The organism is Melioribacter sulfuriphilus (genome assembly GCF_052656625.1).
Map to the genome: position 1 here is coordinate 139,021 of NZ_JBQXXK010000007.1, position 23,613 is coordinate 162,633.

At 38.7% G+C, this 23,613-nt stretch carries 19 protein-coding genes; all 19 read right to left on the reverse strand.

The annotated features are described in order from the left end of the window. Positions 1 to 16: 16 nt before the first annotated feature. The 19 genes from atpG to dnaE all read right to left on the reverse strand — a co-directional run bounded on the left by atpG (position 17) and on the right by dnaE (position 23,603). Positions 17 to 898 carry an ATP synthase F1 subunit gamma gene (atpG, locus tag ACUN8G_RS10745; protein WP_437347439.1) on the reverse strand — a complete coding sequence of 294 codons (882 nt, stop codon included), beginning with the start codon at positions 896 to 898 and terminating at the stop codon, positions 17 to 19. Between the two features lie 8 nt (positions 899 to 906). Then, positions 907 to 2,454, reverse strand: a complete 1,548-nt coding sequence (gene atpA / locus ACUN8G_RS10750) for a F0F1 ATP synthase subunit alpha (protein ID WP_437347438.1) — start codon at positions 2,452 to 2,454, stop codon at positions 907 to 909. A 9-nt stretch (positions 2,455 to 2,463) separates the two neighbouring features. Beyond that, positions 2,464 to 3,036, reverse strand: coding sequence for an ATP synthase F1 subunit delta (gene atpH / locus ACUN8G_RS10755; protein WP_437347437.1), 573 nt, complete (start codon positions 3,034 to 3,036; stop codon positions 2,464 to 2,466). A 1-nt stretch (position 3,037) separates the two neighbouring features. Next, complete coding sequence (gene atpF, locus ACUN8G_RS10760; RefSeq protein ID WP_437347436.1) at positions 3,038 to 3,583, reverse strand: F0F1 ATP synthase subunit B; 546 nt, start codon at positions 3,581 to 3,583, stop codon at positions 3,038 to 3,040. Between the two features lie 32 nt (positions 3,584 to 3,615). After that, positions 3,616 to 3,834: an ATP synthase F0 subunit C gene (atpE, locus tag ACUN8G_RS10765; protein ID WP_014854956.1), complete on the reverse strand. Its 219-nt coding sequence runs from the start codon at positions 3,832 to 3,834 to the stop codon at positions 3,616 to 3,618. Positions 3,835 to 3,863: 29 nt separating this feature from the next. Continuing rightward, on the reverse strand, positions 3,864 to 4,703 hold the full coding sequence (atpB, locus tag ACUN8G_RS10770; protein ID WP_437347435.1) for a F0F1 ATP synthase subunit A: 840 nt from the start codon (positions 4,701 to 4,703) through the stop codon (positions 3,864 to 3,866). A 382-nt stretch (positions 4,704 to 5,085) separates the two neighbouring features. Then, positions 5,086 to 5,331 (reverse strand): AtpZ/AtpI family protein, encoded by a 246-nt coding sequence (locus tag ACUN8G_RS10775; RefSeq protein ID WP_437347433.1) that lies wholly within the window; start codon positions 5,329 to 5,331, stop codon positions 5,086 to 5,088. Next, on the reverse strand, positions 5,315 to 5,683 hold the full coding sequence (locus ACUN8G_RS10780; protein ID WP_437347432.1) for a bactofilin family protein: 369 nt from the start codon (positions 5,681 to 5,683) through the stop codon (positions 5,315 to 5,317). Before ACUN8G_RS10780 ends, ACUN8G_RS10775 begins: the two co-directional genes overlap by 17 nt. A 9-nt stretch (positions 5,684 to 5,692) precedes the next feature. Further along, complete coding sequence (locus ACUN8G_RS10785; protein WP_437347431.1) at positions 5,693 to 6,538, reverse strand: M23 family metallopeptidase; 846 nt, start codon at positions 6,536 to 6,538, stop codon at positions 5,693 to 5,695. 37 nt (positions 6,539 to 6,575) lie between these two features. After that, the gene (locus ACUN8G_RS10790) at positions 6,576 to 7,616 is read right to left on the reverse strand and encodes a glycosyltransferase family 9 protein (RefSeq protein ID WP_437347430.1); all 1,041 of its coding nucleotides are present in this window, start codon (positions 7,614 to 7,616) and stop codon (positions 6,576 to 6,578) included. Then, positions 7,604 to 8,479 (reverse strand): lysophospholipid acyltransferase family protein, encoded by an 876-nt coding sequence (locus tag ACUN8G_RS10795; RefSeq protein ID WP_437347429.1) that lies wholly within the window; start codon positions 8,477 to 8,479, stop codon positions 7,604 to 7,606. The genes ACUN8G_RS10790 and ACUN8G_RS10795 overlap by 13 nt, the downstream gene beginning before the upstream one ends. 2 nt (positions 8,480 to 8,481) lie before the next feature. Beyond that, on the reverse strand, positions 8,482 to 9,840 hold the full coding sequence (locus ACUN8G_RS10800) for a GWxTD domain-containing protein (protein WP_437347428.1): 1,359 nt from the start codon (positions 9,838 to 9,840) through the stop codon (positions 8,482 to 8,484). A 136-nt stretch (positions 9,841 to 9,976) separates the two neighbouring features. Further along, a complete protein-coding gene (locus ACUN8G_RS10805) occupies positions 9,977 to 11,005 on the reverse strand; it encodes a PorV/PorQ family protein (protein ID WP_437347427.1) in 1,029 nt (342 codons plus the stop codon). Positions 11,006 to 11,025: 20 nt separating this feature from the next. Then, positions 11,026 to 14,307 carry a T9SS type A sorting domain-containing protein gene (locus ACUN8G_RS10810; protein ID WP_437347426.1) on the reverse strand — a complete coding sequence of 1,094 codons (3,282 nt, stop codon included), beginning with the start codon at positions 14,305 to 14,307 and terminating at the stop codon, positions 11,026 to 11,028. A gap of 31 nt (positions 14,308 to 14,338) precedes the next feature. Beyond that, positions 14,339 to 17,347 (reverse strand): TonB-dependent receptor, encoded by a 3,009-nt coding sequence (locus ACUN8G_RS10815; RefSeq protein ID WP_437347425.1) that lies wholly within the window; start codon positions 17,345 to 17,347, stop codon positions 14,339 to 14,341. Positions 17,348 to 17,739: 392 nt separating this feature from the next. Next, positions 17,740 to 18,063, reverse strand: a complete 324-nt coding sequence (gene trxA / locus ACUN8G_RS10820; protein ID WP_437347424.1) for a thioredoxin — start codon at positions 18,061 to 18,063, stop codon at positions 17,740 to 17,742. Between the two features lie 11 nt (positions 18,064 to 18,074). Beyond that, the gene (locus ACUN8G_RS10825) at positions 18,075 to 19,217 is read right to left on the reverse strand and encodes an acyl-CoA dehydrogenase family protein (RefSeq protein WP_437347423.1); all 1,143 of its coding nucleotides are present in this window, start codon (positions 19,215 to 19,217) and stop codon (positions 18,075 to 18,077) included. Positions 19,218 to 19,247: 30 nt separating this feature from the next. Further along, a complete protein-coding gene (locus tag ACUN8G_RS10830; RefSeq protein WP_437347422.1) occupies positions 19,248 to 20,057 on the reverse strand; it encodes an enoyl-ACP reductase FabI in 810 nt (269 codons plus the stop codon). Positions 20,058 to 20,141: 84 nt separating this feature from the next. Beyond that, the gene (gene dnaE, locus ACUN8G_RS10835; protein WP_437347421.1) at positions 20,142 to 23,603 is read right to left on the reverse strand and encodes a DNA polymerase III subunit alpha; all 3,462 of its coding nucleotides are present in this window, start codon (positions 23,601 to 23,603) and stop codon (positions 20,142 to 20,144) included. Between the last annotated feature and the right edge of the window lie 10 nt (positions 23,604 to 23,613).

Consider the following 23,613-nt stretch of genomic DNA (forward strand, 5'->3'; position numbering starts at 1 on the left):
TTCTATTCTAACGGGTTTATCCTTCTTTAAGTGCATTTGCCCCGGATACAATTTCAATTATCTCTCGAGTAATAGTTGCCTGTCTTTCCTTATTATATGTTATCTGCAAGTTTCTGATTAATTCTTTGGCATTTTCAGTAGCCATATCCATTGCCGTCATTCTGGCGCCCAATTCTGCAGCATACGATTCGAGCAACACTTTCCACATTTGTGAATTGAGATGCTTGGGAAGCAATGAATTGATTATGCCAACTTTATCCGGTTCGTATATATACTCAGCTACGTTCACTTCTTGATTTTCTTCAACAAATGGTACAATCGGTAATAATTGTTCTACAACTGTTTTTTGTTGAATAATTGACCTGAACTCGTTATAAATAACAACGACTCTATCAATTTGCACGTTAATAAATTTATGCGTCAGTTCTTTGATTAAGCCGGAAGCGAATTCAAATTTCAAGCGAGAAAAAATTCCGGGGTGTGCACCAGCCACTTTGTAATTTCGTGTACTAAAATAATCGAGTCCTTTTTTGCCTACACAATAAAGTTCTAATTTGCCTTCTTCATAATATCTATTGTAGTCGTTTTTGATCAATTCTTCGGCTGTACGGATAACGTTCATGTTAAAACTGCCGCAAAGCCCTCTGTCGGAAGTAACGATAACAAAGGCAACGCTTTCTACTTTGCGATCAGTTAAAAACGGGTGGCTGAAGTTCTTTTCGATCTTTAAGAGGTGAGACAACACTTCGGAAATTTTACGCGAATAAGGACGAGCATTAATAATATTTTCCTGCGCCCGGCGTAGTCGCGCCGCTGCTACCATTTTCATTGCTTTGGTTATTTGCTGCGTGCTCTTTACGCCAATAATTCTTCTTTTTATGTCCCTAAGCGTTGCCATTCTTATAATCAGGATTTATTGAATTTTTGTAAAAATTCTTCTGCTGCCTTTTTAAGCAGTTCTACAGTGTCTTCTTTCAATTCTTTTGTAGTACGGATATTTTCATAAATTTGAGGATACTTCAACTCCACATATTCATGAAATTCTTTTTCAAATCTTTTTACGTCTTTTACTTCTATTGTTTCAAGGTAATCGTTCGTCCCGATAAAAACGCTTACAATTTGTTTCTCAACGGGTATCGGTGTATACTGACCTTGTTTGAGCAACTCAACGAGGCGAGCACCTTTAGCAAGCGTTTTCTGTGTAGCTTTATCGAGGTCCGAGCCAAATTTTGCGAACGCTTCGAGTTCACGATACTGTGCTAAATCGAGTTTGAGTGAACCTGCTACTTTTTTCATAGCTTTGATTTGTGCGTTACCACCCACACGTGAAACCGATATACCCACATTGATTGCCGGGCGTACACCTGCGTTAAACAAATTTGGTTCAAGATAAATCTGACCGTCTGTAATCGAAATAACGTTTGTAGGAATGTATGCCGAAACGTCACCCTGTTGTGTTTCGATAACTGGTAATGCCGTCAGGCTTCCTCCGCCAAGATCTTCACTTAATTTGGAAGCACGTTCGAGTAAGCGGGAGTGAAGATAGAAAACGTCGCCAGGATAGGCTTCGCGTCCTGGAGGTCTTCTCAAAAGAAGCGATAGTTCTCTATATGCAGCTGCTTGCTTCGATAAATCGTCATAAATTACAAGTGCATGACGACCCGAATCTCTAAAATATTCTCCCAGCGCAGTACCTGCATACGGCGCAATATACTGCAAAGGAGCAGGAGCCGAAGCCGGTGCGGAAACTACAGTGGTATATTCCATAGCTCCATTTTCTTCAAGTTTAGCTACTACCTGCGCAACTGTAGAATTTTTCTGCCCGATTGCAACGTAAATACAATAAACGGGTTTAATACCGTATTTTTTCGCTTCCTCGGTATGAGTATACTTTTGATTAATAATTGTATCGATAGCAATGGCAGTTTTACCAGTCTGACGATCACCAATGATAAGCTCTCTCTGGCCTCTTCCAATTGGAATCATCGAGTCGATGGCCGTTATACCAGTTTGAAGCGGTTCTTTAACTGGTTGACGATAAATTACTCCGAGGGCTTTTCTTTCAATTGGAGCGTATTTTTCGAATTGAATAGCGCCTTTGCCATCAAGAGGCTGACCGAGCGGGTCAACCACTCTGCCCAATAGTTTTTCGCCGACGGGAAACGAAGCAACTCGTTTGGTTCTTTTTACAGTATCGCCTTCTTTAATTAAGCTCGATTCGCCAAAAAGTACGCAACCGACACTGTCCTCTTCGAGGTTGAGCACCATTCCAATAACATTATTTGGAAATTCCACCAGTTCGCTTGCCATTACTTTCGACAATCCATAAATACGCGCAATACCGTCACCCACCTGTAATACAGTTCCGACATCATAAACTTCAACTTCGTTGTCGTAGCCGGCAAGTTGTTTTCTTAAAATTGCCGATATTTCGTCAGGTCTGATTTCTACCATTTTTCTTTCCTAATTGTTCGATAAACTAATATCTTCAGATAATTTTTTTCTCAGGCGTCCCAGTTGACTCTTTACAGAGGCATCAATTATAGTATCTCCGTATTGAGCCTTGAAACCACCCATTATTTTTTCATCTACATTGTAAGTAGGAATAATTTGTTTTCTGGTAACTTTCTCAAGATTTTTTTTCAATTCCTCCTTTAATTCGTCAGGAATATCCACCGCGGTAGTTACCTGTGTTCTGAGTATTCCTTTTTTTTCATCATAGAGAGAAAGGAATTCGTGCATAATTTCTTTGAGAATATCCTGTCTGTTTTTTTCGAGAACGAAATCGATAAAATCAACAATAACTTTAGAAATTTTGTTTTCAAAAATCGAATGGAGAATAGCTTTCTTATCAGAATGCTTGACTACTGGATTTTTCAGAATCGCTCTAAGCTCTCTGGAAGCTTCCAGCGTACTGAAAACAAAATCGACATCCGAAGCTGCTTCGTCGAGCAAAGCCTCGTTGTCTTTTGCTTTTTCAAGCAATAAACTGAAAAGTGAATTGGCATAACGATATGCAACTCTGTATACACTCATATCAATTCTTAGATAGATCTTCCAGGTACTTTGTGATAATTTTAATTTGTTTTTCTTTATCGAGATTTTCTCTCAATATTTTTTCTGCTGCTGATACTGCAATGTCTGCCACCTGATCTTTTAATTTAGAAAATGCTTCGGCATTTTTACGTTCGATTTCTTGGGTAGCTTCTTCAATCATTTTCTTGGCTTGTTGTTTGCTGTCTTCGAGAATTTGTTCACGTAACTTATCGGCATATTGCCGACCCTGTTCAATAATTTTTTGAGCTTCAGCTTCGGCTTTTTTGAGGTTTTCTTTATTTTGCTCGAAAAGCTTTTCAGCCTCAATTCTTGCCTTTTCAGCTTTTTCAAGAGATTCTCGTATTAAATTTTCCCTTTCATTTAAGGAATTAAGAATCGGTTTCCAGGCTATCTTCTTCAAAATAACCAGCAACAGAGCAACAGTAACGAGTGTCCAGATTATAAGTCCCGGGTTAACATCAAGTGGACTACCTGGAGCCTCGCCTGTGTTAAAGAGAAGCAGAGCAAACATTTTCCCAAGTATCATTATAATGATTCCTTAAATAAAAGAGTCAAATATTATTTTAATGCCAGAAGAATACAAATAACGAGCGCAAAGAGCGAAATACCTTCGATTAATGCTGCAGCAATAATCATAGAAGTTCTGATATCACCTGCAGCTTCAGGTTGACGACCGCTGGCTTCCATTGCTGAGCTGGCTAATTTACCGATGCCAAAGGCACCGCCAATAACTGTTAATGCTGCTCCAAAACCGGCTGCTAAATATGCGAAATCCATTTAATTCCTCCTTTAATATCTGTTATTAATTAATGTTCTTGATGATATGCCATCCCGATGAACAGGGATGAAAGCATTGTAAAAATGTATGCCTGTATTAATGCAACCAAAATTTCGAGCAAATAGATAAAAAGAGCAAATGCAACTGAAACAGGAACAACAATATATGTTTTAAGAATAAATATCAAACCAAGCAGAGCCAATATAACAATATGTCCAGCTGTCATATTTGCGAAAAGACGAATTGCCAGTGCAAATGGCTTTGTAAAGAGTCCCAATATTTCAACGACAAACATAATAGGTATCAGCCAGACCGGTATACCGTGCGGTATTAGACCTTTGAAATAACCGAAGAATCCATTTTTAATTATGCCACCAATCTGAATAACAAAAAAAGACATAGTGGCCAATGTAGCTGTAACGGCTATATTACTCGTGGCAGTTGCAGCATACGGCACAAGTCCTAAAAAATTACAAGTAAGTATGAAGAAAAAGACTGTCAAAAGGTATGGGAGAAACCTATCGTATCCACTACCGATGGTTGGCCGTGCAATTTCGTCGCGTACGAAAACAATCAGAACTTCCATTAAATTTGATACGCCGTGAGGTACGTGCGATTTCCGGTATTCCTTAGAAACTTTCCAGAAGATAAAAATTAACATTAAAGCAGCAACCCACATAAAGACTACATGTTTGGTAATCGACAGGTCAATTCCAAAAAGGTGAATTTCTGGTAGATGAATAATGCCAAAAGGCTCGAAATCGAGTTCTCTCGAATCGAGTATGTGGTGCATTATCCAACCGGAATCATTTCCTCCCGATTCCGCTGCTTTCAAAGTATCTGTTACTGCAGAGGTATTATACCACATTTTTAATTATTTACCTTTTATTGCATCCGCTTTTGCCTTTACGGCTTTTATCTCGACTATTAAAAACAAAATATACCATATAAAGAATGCAAATATAAACCCATATTTATCAATTTTCAAGAATTTTAAAGAAAGAAAAATTAGAAGCAAAACCAGAATCATCCTTAAACCCATACCTCCCAGGTTATAAAGAAGAAAAATTTTATTCCCTTTTTCTGTCGACTTTTTATACAATAATGAAAAGACAATAAAATTTATGAAAACAATACCACTGGGCACCATTATAGAGATAAATAGACCTGAATTTATAATATTTGTCATAAAGGTCATAAGAACAGTTAAATTCAAAAACATATATAGAACTAATATATTTTTAGCTGCTCTAATCATTTTTTTTCTTATTTAAACTCATAACAGCTTTTATAAAATTGTAAATTCCTGCAAATCCGCCGAAAAACGAAAAAATAATCGTTAACCAGGGATGCAAATTGAATTTTTTGTCGAGCCACCTTCCCAGAAAGAACATTAGTATGATTGTAGCAGCCAGTTGTGTACCCAGACCGAGATACGGACCGACAGTTTTGTAAGTTTCAGTAAGTTTAGACGTTGTGTTATTTATTTTCTTCATTAGATAGCTTGGGTGCATTCATACTGCTATTTCCGTCGAAGACCGCACCTTCTTCTACAATTAATATTCTTGATATAATATCACCCTTGACGACCGCTTTCGATTCAAGGCGCAATTTTTCGGCAGCTATAATTTTACCTTCTACTTTGCCGTTTGTAATTACATTACGTGCTTTAATTTCTCCAATAACTTGAGCTTGCTCGCCCATAGTCAAATTTCCATTAACTGAAAGATTTCCCCTAACTATTCCGTCAATTCTTACGTTTCCTTCGCTATTAATATTACCTTCGATTTTTACGCCGTTGCTAATTATACTTACTTCCTCTTCGTTAATTTCTTTTTTCAATGCCATATTAAACTCCTATTTAATTAGAATATATTGCTCGGGGTCGACAGGTTTGCCTTTAAACCACAATTCGAAATGGAGATGTGGTCCTGTGGTTTTCGTACCCGAATTGCCACTTAGAGCGATTAATTCGCCAGCCACCACATAATCCTGCGGCTTCTTCAAAAGCTCAGAGCAATGTTTGTAGATCGAAATATAATTGTCATCATGTTGAAGAATGATTGTATATCCATAGTCAATTGTATAGTTGGCAAAGATAACCAGTCCACCGGCTGCGGCATAAATTGGAGTCCCTTCTTTAACTCCCAGATCAAGTCCCATATGCCCTTCGGAGGGATTAAATTTTTTTGTGATGACACCTCTGACGGGTGTAAAAAAAAAGATTGGTTTCCCGGTTTCTTTATCTTGCTCGGATAATTTATAATATAATAACGAAATCGCTTTCAAAATATTCCCGCCAAGTTCGATTCGTTTTTTAATATTCTTTTGAAGTGAGTCGTAAAGAATACGCGTAGAATCGGATGAATCTGAATTTGCCAGCATTACCGCATATTTTAACTTTTCATTGGTAGAAGCGATTTTTTCGAGCTGTGAAGTCAATAAGTTTACTTTCCCCTGCAGTTCGTTTATTTTTTCTCGCTGGAGTTTCAGTTCCTGATTGTCCAGTACAAACATAAAATTCTTGATTGGTGTAACTGAAAGAATGAAAATCAGGATGAACCATGCAACTACAGTATAGATAAAAACATAGGCACTTGCACGGAGTAGACTTAACTTATAAGTTTTTGTACCCGAGTCGGGAATATTCGGGGTAAGAAGGAAAAATATTTTTTTGAATTTTTTTAAGTTAAGCCAGTTCATCAATAAATTCCGTGATAGACAGCCTTAAAATAACAATTTAGTTAGATTTTTGCTTTCGAATTAGCAAGCGTTCCAATTCATTAACAATAATGTCCGGCTCGAGCATATACCCGCAATCGAATGATTTAATAGGACATGAATTATGTCCATGAATGCCGCACGGTTTGCATTCGAGACCTGCGTAAGAGACAATCGAACTGAAACGGCTATATGGGTAAAAGCCAAATTCGGGAACCGTTGAGCAATAAACGTCGATAACTGGCGTATCTGTTGCCATAGCCATATGCACTGGTGCACTGTCGTTTGAAATCAGCGCATCGCAATTCATCAGCAAAGCCACGCTTTCAATTACTGTTAATTTTCCTGCTAAAGAAATTAAATCCGTCATGTCGAAGTTTTTACTCAAATTTTCGCATAGAGAGATGTCGTCTGGTCCTCCGATCAAAATTACGAAATAGTTCTTTTCAATTAATTTTTTTATTACTTCGTCGTAGCGTGGGTATCTTTTGGTAGACCATACAGAGCCAGGAGCTATGCATATTATTTTCTTTTCCGAAGATGGCAAAAGAGATTTAACTTTTATCAATACTTTTTCTTCTATTAAAAATTCAGGAAATATTTTCCAGGAATCATCTTTTTCATTCTGCCCAGCAAGTCTGAGATTTCTTTCCACCTCGTGAATAGAATTATGATACTCAGCGCGATAATTATAAACCCAACTCATTGCAGCTTTATCAAATCCCGCTCTGAATTTTATCCCTGACATTAATGCAACGAGAGAAGAACGGAAAGAACGGTGTGGGGAATAAAGTCGCGTATATTTTTTACTTCGTATTCCTTTAATAATAGAGAAGAAAGTATTGAAAGATTTATCCCTTCTTTTGTCGTATAAAATCAGTTCATCCACAAAGGGAGAATTTTCAAATATCTCTTTTGATTGCGGTATAGTAAGTACGTCAATAATACTGTTAGGAAATGAATCTTTTAATTTCCTTATTAGCGGTAGAGTGAGGATTGCGTCGCCCATAAAAGCAGTTTGGATTACGAGTATTTTTTCATGTTTATTCAGTACTTCCATATTTTGTGCATCCAGAAATACTGCGAGGGATATTTTCTGATATAGCTTTCGAGGAAGGAAATATAGTTTTGAGTTATATAAATTAATTTTTCATTGTATTCCCCCTGTACTAAATCGAGCTCTAATTTACTTGTATAAATTTTATATTTGAAATCATGCTGACGTACAGCAACAAGCAAAAGAATATCGCTACCTGTTTTTAGCGCAAACGCTGCAGCTCCGGTATTTAGAGCCGTTGGTACATCAAAGAAGCTGAATCGAAACGCATCTGCTGGTCCTCGCTGGTCACCGGCAATGCCAACCACTTCCCCATTTTTAAGTGCACTAAATATTTGTTTAACCGTTACACCAGAGGGAATAACCCTAATATTTCCGCGCTTGCGTGTGCTTTCTAACCACTTTGTAATGTAAATATTTCTTTGTGGTTTAACCAGAACATTATAGACAGCTGGAATATTAACAGCCAATGCCGACATAATAACTTCCCAATTGCCAAAGTGACCGGTAAGTAGTATCGTTCCTTTTTCATTGTTAATTATCTCTTCAATATGCGCCTTATTTTCAAAAATAATTTCGTTTTTGATTTCTGTGTCTTCAAGAGAAGGCAAAATCATCAGTTCGGAAAATGTAATTGACATATGAACATAATTTTGCCTGGCAATTTTATGAATTTCTTTTTTAGATTTTTCCGGGAATGCTTTTCTTAAATTCTTCAGTACGGTAGATTTTCGAATAGGAATTAAATAATAGAATAAGAAGCCAATAATACGTGCTAATTTTCTGGTACGATTAAGACCGATTTTATTAAAAACTGCAACCAGACTTCTAAAAAGAAAGTACTCGATTTTATTTTTGTCGGGCATTCTTATTGAGTGGTTTTTAATCTGTATTGCCAGTTGTCGTCCCGCACTTCACCGCGTTTGTCGGAATGGAGCAACTCATAATTTCCAAATCCGGTCACGTCCCCAAAAATAAAAGTTACACCACCTTCGATTTGATTATAGAACCAGACCTCGTAAGGTTTCATGTTCGATTGATTAGGATATCGATCCCGCTGGTCGGGTTCGCCGTATATGAGATAAACGCGTCCCCTGTCCGTAAGATATCCTGGACGTGTATAATTACTGAAATTTTGGTTCACATACTCAAGTCGACGCATATAATCTTCTTTAAATTCATTTATAGATGTCGATGGATCAGGGTCTCTTCTTTGCCAGAATGTATAAAGAAATTCTCGTTTGCCGTTGAGAGAATCGAGCTTTTTATACTGACTGATTTCATTTCCCGATGCAATATATTTTATCTGGTCGAACATTTTATCGCAATCTTCAGAAGTCATTATGGCAAACTCGCTACCGGCAAATCCTCTATTAATTCTGAAATTTGTAGCCGTATCAACGAACTCAGGGTTATAATAATAAAATCTTTTCGAAGACACATATCCTTCATTCGTACTATTATTTACTAAACTCAACTTAAGAGTGTAAGAATCTGTAGGTAATTTTGACAAATTAAAGAATCCGATATCGACTGTTGACTTATCGTTTTGAGGAATTTTTCTCGATTGTCCATCCACCTTCTTGCTACTGCTATTAAAAAGCTCCTTGTATAGTGTAAAGTCTGCGTTCGGATCTTTAAGTTTGAGATTGTACAATTCCACGTAGTAAAAAAGAACAGGCATTTTATGGCTGAAAATCATCGAGGGATTTGGAATTACTTCGAGAGTATTTTTATAGAAAATTGAATTTGGATTGGCACCTTCTTTTTTAATATTTGTAGCTATCTGGATATCACTCAAAGCATATTTATCTTCTTTAATTGGGATTGCTTCAATAATTTCATTTATTTCCTTCGATAACGAAGGATTATTCGAATCGTAAGCTTTGATATACAGAGAATATTTCCCCTTGGGAATGACCATACCAACTACTCCGGTATACGACTTCAAAGTGTTAGTAGTATCGACAGAATTTGCAATTTTCCAGTCTTTCCTAAAAAACAAAGTATCGGTAGTCAAATTCTTAATTTCGATGTGAACAATTGCTTCGATTTTAAGGTCATTAGAAACCGTCATTTGGGAAGGCATTAAGTCGTAGTAGAATTCGATATAAACAGAGGATGTATCATATTTGAATCGTGCGTAATCAAATTCGAAAGCAAGTTCGTCCTGACCAAAAATATTTATAGTAGAGAAGATAAATAGAATAAAAAATAATTTTTTCATTATAGAATAACCCCACCAATAATTTTGATGATGCATATTTAACGAAATGAAAAAAGAGAATCAAATCTCAGCGATAGATTTAAAAAGCAGAAGCCCTCTATTCGAGGGCTTCCTGCTGTGAATTAATGTATCCGAATCACAGTCCTAAAGTTACTGTAAAGACATGATTATCGTTGAAGAACTTCATTTCCCTGAAAGCATAATCGATTTTAAATCCGAGACCACCGAGGTTATAGTTAATACCAAAGCCCGCTGTTAAACCGAAGGTGTTGCTGTCGCTGTCGAGCTCAGGCATAAAAGTATAACCGCCGCGAACGAAGAATAAATCGTTATAAGCATATTCAGCACCGAACCTGTATTCGTCGCCGTAGAAATTGCTGTTCTGGAAAACGCCGTTAACGATTAATGAATTGGTCTCGTTAAACTGGTAATTATAGCCCAGTGCTAATTCCAGAGTTGAAGGCAACTCGAAGGATGCAGCGTCGATTTTGTAATACTGAGTAGGTCTCGAAAGATCTGTGGAAATAGCCTTAACATTAAGACCGCTGCCATCGTAGTCCATTTGTGGACCGAGGTTTTTCAGAACGACAGCAAAGCTCAAACCGTCGATATTACCGAGATTTTTATAGGAGATACCGAGGTTGAAGGCAATACCAGTCGCAGAAACAAGGTCTATTTTTTCAGATACTATGTTTGCCGTAAGACCAACCGAAATACGATCGCTCAGCATACGAGCATAAGTCATACCAACGGTTATAAAAGAAGGGCTGAAAGTTTGGCCTGTACCGTCGGGATTTTGAACAGTAGTAACAGGGATATCGCCAACTGCAATTGATTTAATCGAGAAAGCGAGTGCGCCAATGCCTTCGATATTAGTAGAAACTGCGCCGTATTCAACATTAATGTCGGCAAAGTAATTCATATGAGAAAAGAGAGCATAGGTATTGTACTCACCGCGAGCTAAATTTGCCGGGTTCCAGTAGAGAGATTCTACCCCAGTAGCGTCAACAAGAGTAGCACCAGCCATCGATATACCTCGCGCACCAACAGGAACCAGCAGCTGAGTTGCTCCGGCAGTTCCATTACGACTACCACCGCCTGCAAATAGGCTGCCTGCGATGAATAGTGTTAATAGTACTAAGGTTATTAAATTTATTTTTTTCATTTTCAATCTCCTTCAATTTTTTAGAATCGATCAAGAATTTGCTGTTCTTGAATTATAGCGACTTTGAGTATCTTCGTTTTTCCTAAATCCGGCATATCAATATGTACTATGTACAATCCGCTTGCTACCGGAAGGTCACTTTCATTGTTGAGATCCCATCTGAAGAATTGATCCGGTGTATCTTTATGGAGCGTTCTAACCAATTGACCAGCAAGATTAAATATGCGAATTGTAGCCTTCTGTGGTAAGTGGTTGAAAGTTACAAAACGCTGGTATTTGTTTATTTCCTGCGGATTGACTCCATAGTACGGATTCGGAAATACGTTGACATCCTCAACGTCTTCTTTTGCCAGTTCGGGATCGTTTACAACTGAAGGAGCCTTGAAAGTATATTTATCTTCAGCACTTATCGGTTTATTATAGTTAATTCTGATAACTGTTCCTGCTGGTGGCATTTTTCCGTCGCCGTCAAAATCACAGACGACAAATCTACCAATCGGATAAACAAAGCCGCCATGGAAATCAGCATTATAATCACCTGCATTTGGATCGACATCGAATGCGTAATTGTATGTTGCACCTGCACCACCAGATTGGATACACGTGTTTTCAAATTGTTTATAACCAACATCTCCTGGTGTTCTATCCTTCGGATCCATCCAGTAGACCCAGTCAGAAGCGGGATAACCAAAATACGGGTCCTCACCTGTTGCCCAACCCCATTGATCGGATGTTGCAACATTTTCAACTAAAAATGGAATCATTCTAAAATCGTCTGAAGGATCATCTGGTGTACCGATACCAATGTTCCAGAGTTCAAATGGAACTCTTGCAATTTTATCGTCAGTGAATGCAAAAACAGCGTACCCACCATTTTCAGTAAATCTAAATTCGTAATCGTATGGTGCAGCATAATTTACATATCTATATAAACGGTCGATAGTGCCGCTACCACCACCAGCACTAACATAATATCTATCACCGCCTGAAGAATTAAGACTGTGCCATACTTTGTTGCCTTTGTACGGTGCACCAGCAGCATCGTATTTCGAGGGATCAAGTGGAGCACCTGCATAAGCAACTTCAACCATACCATCACCTTCGCCAGGACCTTTAATCATTGCTGGAGCATCTTGAACCCCAATTTGTATACCATCAACGATAATAAATTCATTATCATCGCCGTAATGGGTTTGATTTGCAAGAACAGTTTGTCCATTTCTCAGGACATTCCATGTTTTGTTGCCTTCCGCGTCAATATTAAATGTAACTGTATAGTCAGCACCGGTTAACTTTGTAGGATCTACAACTATCGGTGTTACGATACCATCACTGAAACCTGCAGAATGTGTTACATCGAGAACCTGTCCCACTTCACCTTCGTAACGTATACCAGGTTTTGGAGATTGAGGTACAACTTCGATGACATTCATTGGATTTTCCAGCACTCTCGGTACTGCTGCAGGATCAGGATTATAAGCGTAAGCAGTTACTGCAAAGTAATATTTACTGCCATTATTTAAAGGTAATCCGCCTTTGAATACATCATTCTTAATACTGATATATCTCTTTATACCAGAGTCGCTACCAAATTTAACAACGCGATCGAGAACTACGCCTGAAGTAGCATCAAATTCTTTATCTGTAATCTTAAGAACGCCGTCAACAACATCATAAGTAGCAATCAAACGGGCCTCGCTTGCCTGAGCTGTTTTTGTTGGTAACTGGTATACACAGTAACCCTGGAATTCAAACCCACCTTTCGAATAAGTTTCGGTGGCGTTTACTTTTGCAGGGTCGCTGCCCCAGGATAAAATAATTTCTTCATCCATCTCAGCTACATTTACTACAGGAGCCGGAGGTGGTGTTGGAACGTTAAAGAAGTTGTCGTAAGCTAATTGAGCCTGCAGGTCGTAGAATTTCAATAATTGTACAGCGCCTAATCGATCGACACCTTCAACTGCTCCAGCAGCAATTTCAGCAACTACAACTTCCTGAGTATCACCATAAGCCATTTCAAATGGACCGGATACAGAACCGATACGACGATCTCCTGGTGGATGAAGCATACCATCTAACCAACCAGTTCCAGTTATAGGATCACCAGCTAAAGTAAATTTCGTTGGTTGACCGGTTGTGGGGTCAACAAAAGGATCTCCTGTAGTTGATACTCTTCCTCTAAATAAATTGTACCACTGCAAAGTACCGGTTTCATACAATCCCAGATCAGGGTCACTATAAACATTGTCGCCGTTTATGAAGAAGTAGAATGCCGTCATCGGCAAATTCTTTTTGCCCTGTATATATTTACCTTTGTAGATAGCAACATCTTCAGCTTCGCCATCAACAATAGGTCCCTGGAAGAAGTCGAAACCAACTGCTGGTGGTGGAAGAGGATTATAAACAGCATCTGTAGCGTTTGCATTATAAGCAAAACCTAAACTGAGAGTGGTATCGCATCCCGCAAAGTCGTCGCCTGCATCACCAACATCGGGGTCTGACCACATGGAGACATACATCTCCGTGAAAGGTTTTTGCTCGGGATTTTTGTTGATAATTATATATTTACGGAACAACATATTTCCCAGAGCTCCGGTAGCATTATAACCCCATATTGTAACTTGTTCTTCAATTCCCATCGGTAAAGAGCCGTACATAAAGTCGGTTTGAGCGGGGTCTAAGTCGTTACAAACGAACCAGATAGTTTGATCAGCTCCGGGAACCCCAGGTATATCGACAGCAGGGTTATACTGGCCGTCACCATTAACATCTTCAAACGGAGCGCCCTGGCTTGCTGGCCATTCATTCCAGTCTTTTTCATACTGTGCTCTGATAGCTTCGATCGTAGGTCCATCACCATCAGCCAATTCAGCGCTTAAATCGCCATCTTTATAATCTCTTCTAACACGATAAATTCTTACATCCGGGTCAGCTGGATTAGCAGGAGTACCATCTGGTAATATTCTACCTGGTACAGTCCCCTGCCGATAAGTCGAGCCACCAACACGAAATTGATCATCTACTTTACCTCCCCACAGGAAGCCCGACTGGAATACAGCGGTTCTGTTACTTCCTTTTGGGAAAACAAATCCTGAATTACCGTTTTGATTAATATCGGATTCGCCGTCATTTTTAATCCAAGTAGAGATATTATTGATATTGAACTTTGTATAAACAGGTTCACCCAACGCTTTGAAAAGAGAATTGGCTTTCTTTTCGCCTCCTCCCTTGGCAAAGGTTAGCGCTGTAAACGCCAACAGCATTAGCGTTAAGTTTATTAGTCTGATTAATTTTTTATTCATGTTTTACTCCTCTTTTTTTCAAACTTTATGATTAGTATTCCAATCTTACACCTAATCTAATCTGACGAGGCGGTCCATACATTAAATTAGTAAGCGCACCCGGCACTCCGCCATAACCTTCTTGATAATCAACATTGATAGCTTTGTATAAATCAATATATTTTTCACCATATGTCTCAATCAATTGTTGTGATAATTCGGGGTTATAAATCACACCGTCGTCTTGGGGAGAACCGGTTCTTAAGAATACGTTGCGAATATTGAGATTATCAAAGAGATTAATTACATAGACATAAACATTCATAGAAAGTTTATCCATCAATCTGAAAGTTTTATCAATACGTAAGTCTACCTGGAATTCTCCCGGTGTAACTGAACTATTCAAAGCTTCGAGCGGTTGACGGAATCGAGCGTCGGTTTCGGCATTCAAAGCACCAATACCACGTGTGAAGGGATGACCACTATTAAACATAGCAAGTACTGATACTCCAAAATCATGCAGCAAAGCTGGACCATCGTTCGGACCGAATCGATAATCAAGATTGACATTTCCTCTCAAAGCCTGATTGTAGGAAAGAGGACTGATATATTTTGGAACAAAGATTGTAACACCATCAAGAGGAGCACCTACAATACCACTATTAGAATAGGGATTTGATCCTGTACCGCGTGCATCCTGGAACGAAAGGGATGCATTCATTGACAGCCTTTCGTATCTTCTCATGTTAAGCGTAATTTCAACACCCTTCGTAGTAGCATAATCCCCATTAGTCAATACGTTATAGTTCTGGAAAGCTGAATTACGATCTACTGGCTGATTAGTGAATTGTACTTGATCTTTAATGTCTTTATAATAACCGGTAATATCGATAGACATAAAATCTGTTAACTGCTGAGTAAAGCCTAACTCGTACTGAGTGGTTCTGGTGGGTCTCAAATTGAAACCTGCTGGTTGAGGTATAAAGAAACCACCTTTAATTTCGAATCCTACTCTATACAATCCACGGTAAGCAGTACTTAATGCGGGTTGTTGTATAAATTTACCAAACTGAGCGTGGAATACAGTTTTATCTGTAACAGGGAAAGAGAAACCTAAACGAGGACTTACTGCACTGAAGGTAGGTACTTTTTCCCATCCTTCTTCATATAGTTCACCCGTAGTTGGATTGATGCCGAGATCTGGTTTAGTGGGATCTACAAGTTTGAGATTATCAATATCGATATAATCGAATCTTAAGCCAGCGTTAATTACGAGATCTTCGTATTCAATTCTATCCTGGATATATGCAGCTGCAAAAACAGGTTTGTGAGGAGCATCGAAGTATCCATCGTCAACTTTATTTCCAAAAACGTCGTATCCATAGTTATTGACACCGCGTGTAATTAAAAGCTGCCGCTTGTATGCATTTAATGAAGCTTCGGTTCCATCATAATTTGAAGAATTAATAAACTGATCGACAGATGCTGCCAGACCTACCTGCGAAACTGTTCCAAGTGTCCAGTTTCTTAAAGTATAAGTTTGATATTCACCACCTACTTTGAAAGAATGATTTTTACCGACTAAAAATGAAAGTGATGCATTAAGTGAAATTCCTCGTCTGTCATTCTTTCCATAGCCAATCGGAACTGTACCGTCTCTTACAAAATCAAAACCATAGATATTAGCATAAGTTGGGCTTACATATCTGCCATATACACCGTTTTCAATATCTTTTGGCGTTCTGGGTATTGTCCATCCAGCTTCTGCATTTGCAACACTATCGCCATAAACCCAGATATTCGAGCCAAGTCCTGGTGTATATTCTTCATAGTTTGAGAAATAATAACCTGCAGATACTTCATAATACATAGTAGGAGTTAGCACATGCGTAATTTTCAAGTTAAGAGCGCCATTATTCGATTCAAATTTCCCGCGTCTTGTCTGAAGTAGATCCTGTATTGCAGAGTAGGCAGATGTAGCACCATTTTGTGTAGTATAGGTTCCAGATAGTCTTATGATTACTGGTTTTAAATCGAAATTAAGAGTTCCAGTATATGTAATAAATTCACTTTGTTGTCCTTTCAGAGGTCCTGCGGGATAATAGAAATTAATTGTATCATTGGAAACGGGATCGCCAATTACGCCAAGGTTCATCCCCGGCCATGGCTGCGGGTTGCCATCTCTATCATATCTATAGTTTACATTAGTAAAGAATTTAACTCTATCAGAAAAGAGAGGACCGCTCAATGTGGCGCTTTGTTCGTTGTAGCCCCACCAGTAAGCACCAAGACGTTTTTTGCCGTCAAATGCGTCTTTTTTGCTCTTAAATGTTACATTATCTGTTATATACTCATAGCTTACTTTCAATTCTGGTCCGCCGGTTTTGAACTGCTGGCGAATAATACCGGCATTAGCTCCACCAAATTCAGCAGTGTAACCACCAGCCTGTACTTGAATTTCCTCGAGAGCATCCTGAGAGATAGTAACCCCTCTCCGTCCGGTAATTGGGTTTTTAATCGATACACCTTCCAGATAATAACCTACTTCGTCATTACGACCACCACGGATATAAATATCTCCGTTTTGGAGCGTTACACCTGCTGTTAGAGCAATAATGTTATTTACTCCGCGCACAGGTAAAGCTTCGATATCTTCACTTGATGTAACACGAATTGCATTGGTGTTATCTTTTTGTATTAGCGGTTTTTGAGCCACAATTTCAACAGTGCCTACCTGGATATCTTCACTAGGTAGTTGGAAATTGAGTTCAGTAGTAAGATCTGCACTAACACGAACATTTGAAATTGTTATGGTTTGATAACCCAGATATGAAGCTCTTACCTCATAAACACCGGGCTCAAGGTTAATAAGTAGATATTCACCGCTAGCATCCGTAGCTGCACCAATCGTTGTTCCCATAACGATCACATTGGCACCGATTAGCGGATCTCCGGTTTGCATATCTACTACTTTTCCTTTAATCCTACCCCTTGTTCCCGCCATTAGTAGCGCAGGAATAAGAGTAAGAAATAGCAAAAAGTATAAAATTCTTCGATGCATACTTTACTCCTTAATTTGTTGGTTTATAAAAGAAAGGATATCTGAAAGGTAATACGGTAAACATCACTTGCAATAGCTACCTCCTAATTTTGTGTGTAAAAGGAATTTATTTGTATTATTCAATAAGCCCTAGAAAAGAATTAAACACTTAATAGCTCCTTTTAGCTTTGCTTCATATTAAGCGTTATTAATATAAAAGAATAACTTTATTTTTGTCAAGCTAATTATGAAGTATTTTCACAAATAATCATTCAACTTTACCAATTTTTATTTCATCAATCCAACACTAACAAACTTATTTTTATTATTCCTTTTCAAAAAAAGATGCAGATAATTTTTCTTTATTACTTTATAAGAAATTTTAAAAAAATTCTCTTAATAATTTAGTCAAATTATCCCAAAAGTTTGCCTACTTTTTCAACAAAAACACTTTTAGGCACTGCCCCGATGATAGCGTCGACCACTTCTCCATTTTTTAGGAAAAGTACTGTTGGAATACTCCGGACGCCATATTTAATTGCCGTCTGCTGATTCTCGTCGACGTCGAGCTTGCCGACTTTTATTTTGCCATTGTATTCTTCAGCAAGTTCTTCAATTATCGGTGCAATCATTCGGCAGGGACCACACCAGGCAGCCCAAAAATCAACTATTACAGGTATATTTGATTTCAAAGCTTCGGCTTCGAAATTTCCGTCCGTAAATGTAAATGGTTTCATGACAACTCCTTTTATAATTTACCGTTTTTCTTTAGAACGTGACGAGCTATAATGCCCTTTTGTATTTCGTTTGTACCTTCGAAAATTCTATTAATTCTTGAATCACGATAAAATCTTTCAATTGGCATTTCGCGTGAATATCCCATACCACCATGAATCTGAACAGCATAATCGGCAATTTTATCGAGTGCTTCGGAACAAAATAATTTTACGATAGCAGATTGATGGGAAATATCTTTCTTTAGGTCGTAATCGACCGCCGTACGATAGACCATCGATTCCATTGCGTATATCAAAGAAGCCATTTCCGAGAGCATGAATTGAATTGCCTGAAAATTTGCAATTGTGGTATCAAATTGTTTGCGTTGTTTTGCATAGCGAGTCGATAGTTCGAGAAGTTCCTTCGAAGCTCCCAAACATGCAGCTCCTAAACCGAGTCTACCTGCATCCAGCGTTTTCATGGCAAGTATGAAACCTCTACCTTCCTGGCCTACCATATTTTCTTTTGGAATTCTAACATTGTCGAATGTAATCGGATTGGTTGTGCTACCTTTAATACCCATCTTTTTTTCAGGTGGTCCGGCAGAGAAACCCGGTCGATCGGTTTCGACTATAAATGCTGTAATTCCTTTTTCTGTTCTTGCAAAAACTGAAACTATATCAGCAATTCCTCCATTGGTAATCCATAGTTTTTCACCATTAATCACCCATTCATCGCCGTCGAGATATGCGCGTGTTTTCAGATTAAAGGAATCGGAACCCGCTTGAGCTTCTGTTAGACAAAATGCGCCTATTTTCTCGCCTTTTGCAAGAGGGACGAGATATTTTTGTTTCTGCTCTTCGTTACCACCGAGGTAAATTACATTTGCACCTATAGATTGATGCGCACCGATAAAAGTAGCTGTAGACATACAGCCGCGTGCAATTTCCTCCTGCATAATACAATATCCTACTTCACCGAAACTGCCCCCTCCGTATTCTTCGGGGAACGATATGCCGAGTAGACCTAATTCTCCCAATTTCTTGATAAGGTCTTCAGGAATTTTTTCTTCAGCATCGATTTTTGCAGCAATTGGTTTGATTTCATTGTCAACAAAATCCCTTACGATGCTGCGGAGCATATTCTGCTCTTCAGTAAAGGCGAATTCATTCATTTTTACGTCCTGTATCTATTTATGATGGCATTATTTATCGCCAATGTAATTTACAATGTATTCGCCACCGTCGACGCCAATAACATTACCTGAAATCCAATCGCACTTTTCATCGCAAAGAGCTACAATCGCTCTGGCTACATCTTCGGGAGTTGTAAGGCGTTTTTGTGGATTTTTATGCTCAGCGAAATAGAGCATTTTATCGAAGTTCGGGATTTTACGCCCTGCTGGAGTGTCGGTTACCCCGGCCATTATTGCATTGCATGCCACTTTCATGCTACCGAGTTCAACCGTCAATTGTCTTATATGAGATTCAAGAGCAGCTTTTGCTGCCGATACAGCACCGTAATTCGGAATGACCGTATGAGACCCGGCGCTGGTCAATGCAAAGATACGTCCCCGCTCGGCAAGCAAATTTCGAAATACCAGTCCCTGAGTCCAGTATACCAGCGAGTGCGCCATTACATCGAGAGTCATACTCATCTGTGCGGGTGTTATACAATCGGCGGGATTGGGTCCGATATACGGTTTTAAGGTACCGAAAGCTAAAGAGTGAATCAGAACATGAACTTTATCGCTCTCCTTATCGGAGGCAAAACGTTCTTTAATCTCGTCCAGAGTATCGTTAATTTTTATGTGGTCTGCAGCATTTATATTAAAAAATACAGCTTGCCGTCCTTCCTTCTCAATCTTCTTAATAATTTTATGAACATTAGGCATTGTTGCCTGACGGTCGAGATGGATTCCGAAAATGTTATAGCCAACTTTAGCCAGCTCAACGGCAGAGGCACCTCCGAAACCGCTCGAAGCGCCCAAAATTAATGCCCACTTATTTTTCATTTATCTTCCTCTTGTTGATTGATGTGGTGCAAACTTAAGAAAATGAAAAAACAATTCAAATCTTTCGTAATAAATAAATTTTTATTATGATGTTAAATAAATAATGTTGTCGTTCCCCAAAAGTTTTTTCAATTCTTCGATCAACTCGTCTTTCAATTCGACCTGATAATCGCTCGTGTAGTCTTTGTGATTACCATTTTTTTTTATTCTAATCATTACGGGAATGCTACCACTGAAAGTATCAAATAGATCATGAAGTTTATCTACTGTTGATTCATTGTGTAATCTTGAATTCAAAATTAATCCGAGTCTTCTTGTCAATTTGTTTCTTGCATCGGCAAGGTCGTAGGCTTCGTCGACCTGGAGTTTAACCGCATCTCCACTACTTTCAGCTTTTCCTATAACAATTACCGTTGATTCTGACTCGATTAATTTACCAAATTCAGAATATGCTTTGGCAAACATAATACATTCACAACTTCCGTAATAGTCATCGAGCCTAAAGAAGGCCATCTGTTTACCTTTCTTGTCGGTTCTTATGCTCACATCAGTAACCACACCGCATGCTCTTACAATGTCATTCGTAATCGTATCGTGCTCGGCATCGAGATGGAAAGTTGCAAACGATCTGTACTCTATATCATATTTATTAAGGGGATGATCGCTCAAATAAAAACCGAGCACCTGTCGTTCTTTGGCCAGTCTTTCTTTACTGTCCCACGGTTCGACGTCTGGCAAAGGAGGCTCTTCATAAGTAAAATCTTCAGAAGCATCTGCAAATAGACTGTTTGAATGTAACTCGCGGGCTGCTTTAATTTTTGCCCCGATTTCGATAGCTTCTTCGATCGCTGCATAATACTGCGAGCGAGTTCCTCCAAGTGAATCAAAAGCTCCAGCCAATACAAGTCCTTCGATTGCTCGTTTATTAACTATCCGCGTATCAACGTGTGAGCAAAAATCATAGATACTTGTAAAATCCCTGCCGAGATTTTCATGTGCTTTTTTAATTTCTTCAACAGCCTGGATACCTACGTTTTTAATTGCTGCCATACCAAAAATTATTTTTTTATTCTTCACCTGAAAGTTAACCGTAGGATGATTAATATCAGGTGACATCACTTCGACACCTAGCTTTCGGCAATCATCGAGTAGTATTGTTATTTTATCAGTGCTGTCGAATTTATTCGAAAGGTTGGCAGCTAAAAATTCTTCGAGGAAATGGGCTTTCAAATAAGCCGTTTGATAGGCCACAACACTATATGCAACCGCATGACTTTTATTAAATCCGTAATTGGCAAATTTGTCGATAGCTTCAAAAATTTCTTCGGCAATTTTTTTATCGATATTATTTTCGACGGCACCTTTAATAAATTTATCGCGCTGCTCCTTCATTGCCTCGAGGTCTTTCTTACCCATTGCCCTACGCAGAAGATCTGCCTCGGCAAGACTCATACCTGCAACTTTATTTGCAATCTGAATTACCTGCTCCTGATAGACAATTATTCCATAGGTTTCTTTAAGAATTGGTTCGAGTATGGGATGAAGATAAGTAATTTCTTTCCTGCCGTGCTTTCTGTCGATGAAATCATCGATGTACTGCATCGGACCGGGACGATAGAGAGCATTCATTGCAGCAAGGTCTTTAATGCTGTTAGGCTTAAGCTTACGTAAGTATTCTCTCATCGGAGCGGATTCAAATTGAAATACTGCAGTAGTTTGCCCTTTGCCAAAAAGTTCGAATGTTTTTTCGTCGTCTGTCGGAATATTCTCGATGTCGATTTCAATTCCTCGATTTTGTTTTACAAGTTCGATCGTATCTCTGATGATCGAAAGAGTATCCAGACCGAGAAAATCCATTTTTAGAAGGCCAGCCTCTTCGAGGTCCTTCATGTTGAATTGAGTTACTGTGGCAGTTTCTCCTTGCTCGCCGTAAATTGCAAGTGGGACATAATCACTAACTTCACCTGGAGTAATTACAACACCCGCAGCGTGTTTCGAGGCGTTACGATTCATTCCCTCGAGTATTTTCGCATGCTTGATTAACTCCTGCATCATCGGATCGGTAGTTGTGTTGAGCCATTGTAATTCGGGCACTTCTTTCAAAGCCTGTTCTATAGTATACACTTTACCGAATTTTGAGGGAATGTATTTTGTGATATTATCCACCTGAGGAATTGGTATTTTAAGAACACGCGCAACATCCCTGATGACCTGCTTGGAAGATAAGCGGTTGAATGTAATAATCTGAGCAACAGAATTTTCGCCGTATTTTTCTTTGACATAATTAATAACCTCGCCTCGCTTATCGTCGGCAAAGTCGACATCGATATCGGGCATCGATCTTCTTTCTGGATTTAGAAATCGTTCAAACAACAGGTCGTATTCCAGCGGATTAACATTAGTTATTCCGAGTAAGTAGGCCACGAGACTGCCGGCTGCACTACCTCTGCCAGGACCAACCGGTATTCCCCTTTTTCTGGAGGCATTAATAAAATCCTGTACAATAAGAAAGTAACCCGCATAACCCATTTTAATAATTACGTCAAGCTCATACTTCATTCTATCTTCGATTTCTCTCGTTACTTTTTTGAAACGTTTATGTAATCCTTCGTATGCCAGTTGAGTTAAATACTCTTCGAGCGTTTTTGCATTGGAATCTTTGGGTATAGGGAAGACCGGATAGTGGTGACCTTTGAATTCGAGTTTAAGATTTATCTTTTCTTCAATTTCGAGTGTGTTTTCGATTGCACCTTTATATTTGCCCAAAACTTTTTTCATCTCGTCGGCAGATTTGAAATAGATTTGATCGGTGCCATATCTCAATTCTTCATAATTCGAGTTGCTCGATTTATCGCCGAGCATGATAAGAATGTTATGAGATATTGCATGTTCTTTTTCGATGTAATGAGTATCGTTAGTTGCAACTAACTTAATGCCAAGTTCATTTGCTAATTTTGGCATGCCTTCCAGAATTGGTTTTTCGATCTCCATTCCGTGATTTTGAATTTCAAGATAAAAATCCTCGCCGAACAATTCCTTAAGTTTAATAGCAATCTCTCTGGCTTTATCCCATTCGTTATTGATGAGCGGAGTCGAAATTGGGCCGGCAGGACATGCCGAAGTGCAAATTAAACCATCTTTATATTTGCTTAATACTTCCCAATCGATTCGTGGTTTATAATAAAATCCTTCAGTATGACCGATTGTTGAAATTTTCATAAGGTTCTTATAACCGACCTCATTTTTTGCGAGCAGAAGAAGATGGTTATAATGCTTAGAACGTTTTCTGCCGTCGACTGCATCGACTTTTTTGTCGAAACGGCTTTTTTCAAAATCGACGTAAGCCTCCATTCCAATAATTGGTTTGATTCCAGCTTTAATTGCTTTTTTATAAAACTGAAGGGCACCGAACATCACGCCGTGATCCGTTAAAGCAACGGCATGCATATTATTTTTAACTGCTGCCTCAATCAAATCCTCAACTGTGCAGGCTCCATCCTGCAAGCTGTAATGCGAGTGATTGTGAAGATGAATAAAATCTGACATTAATACACTT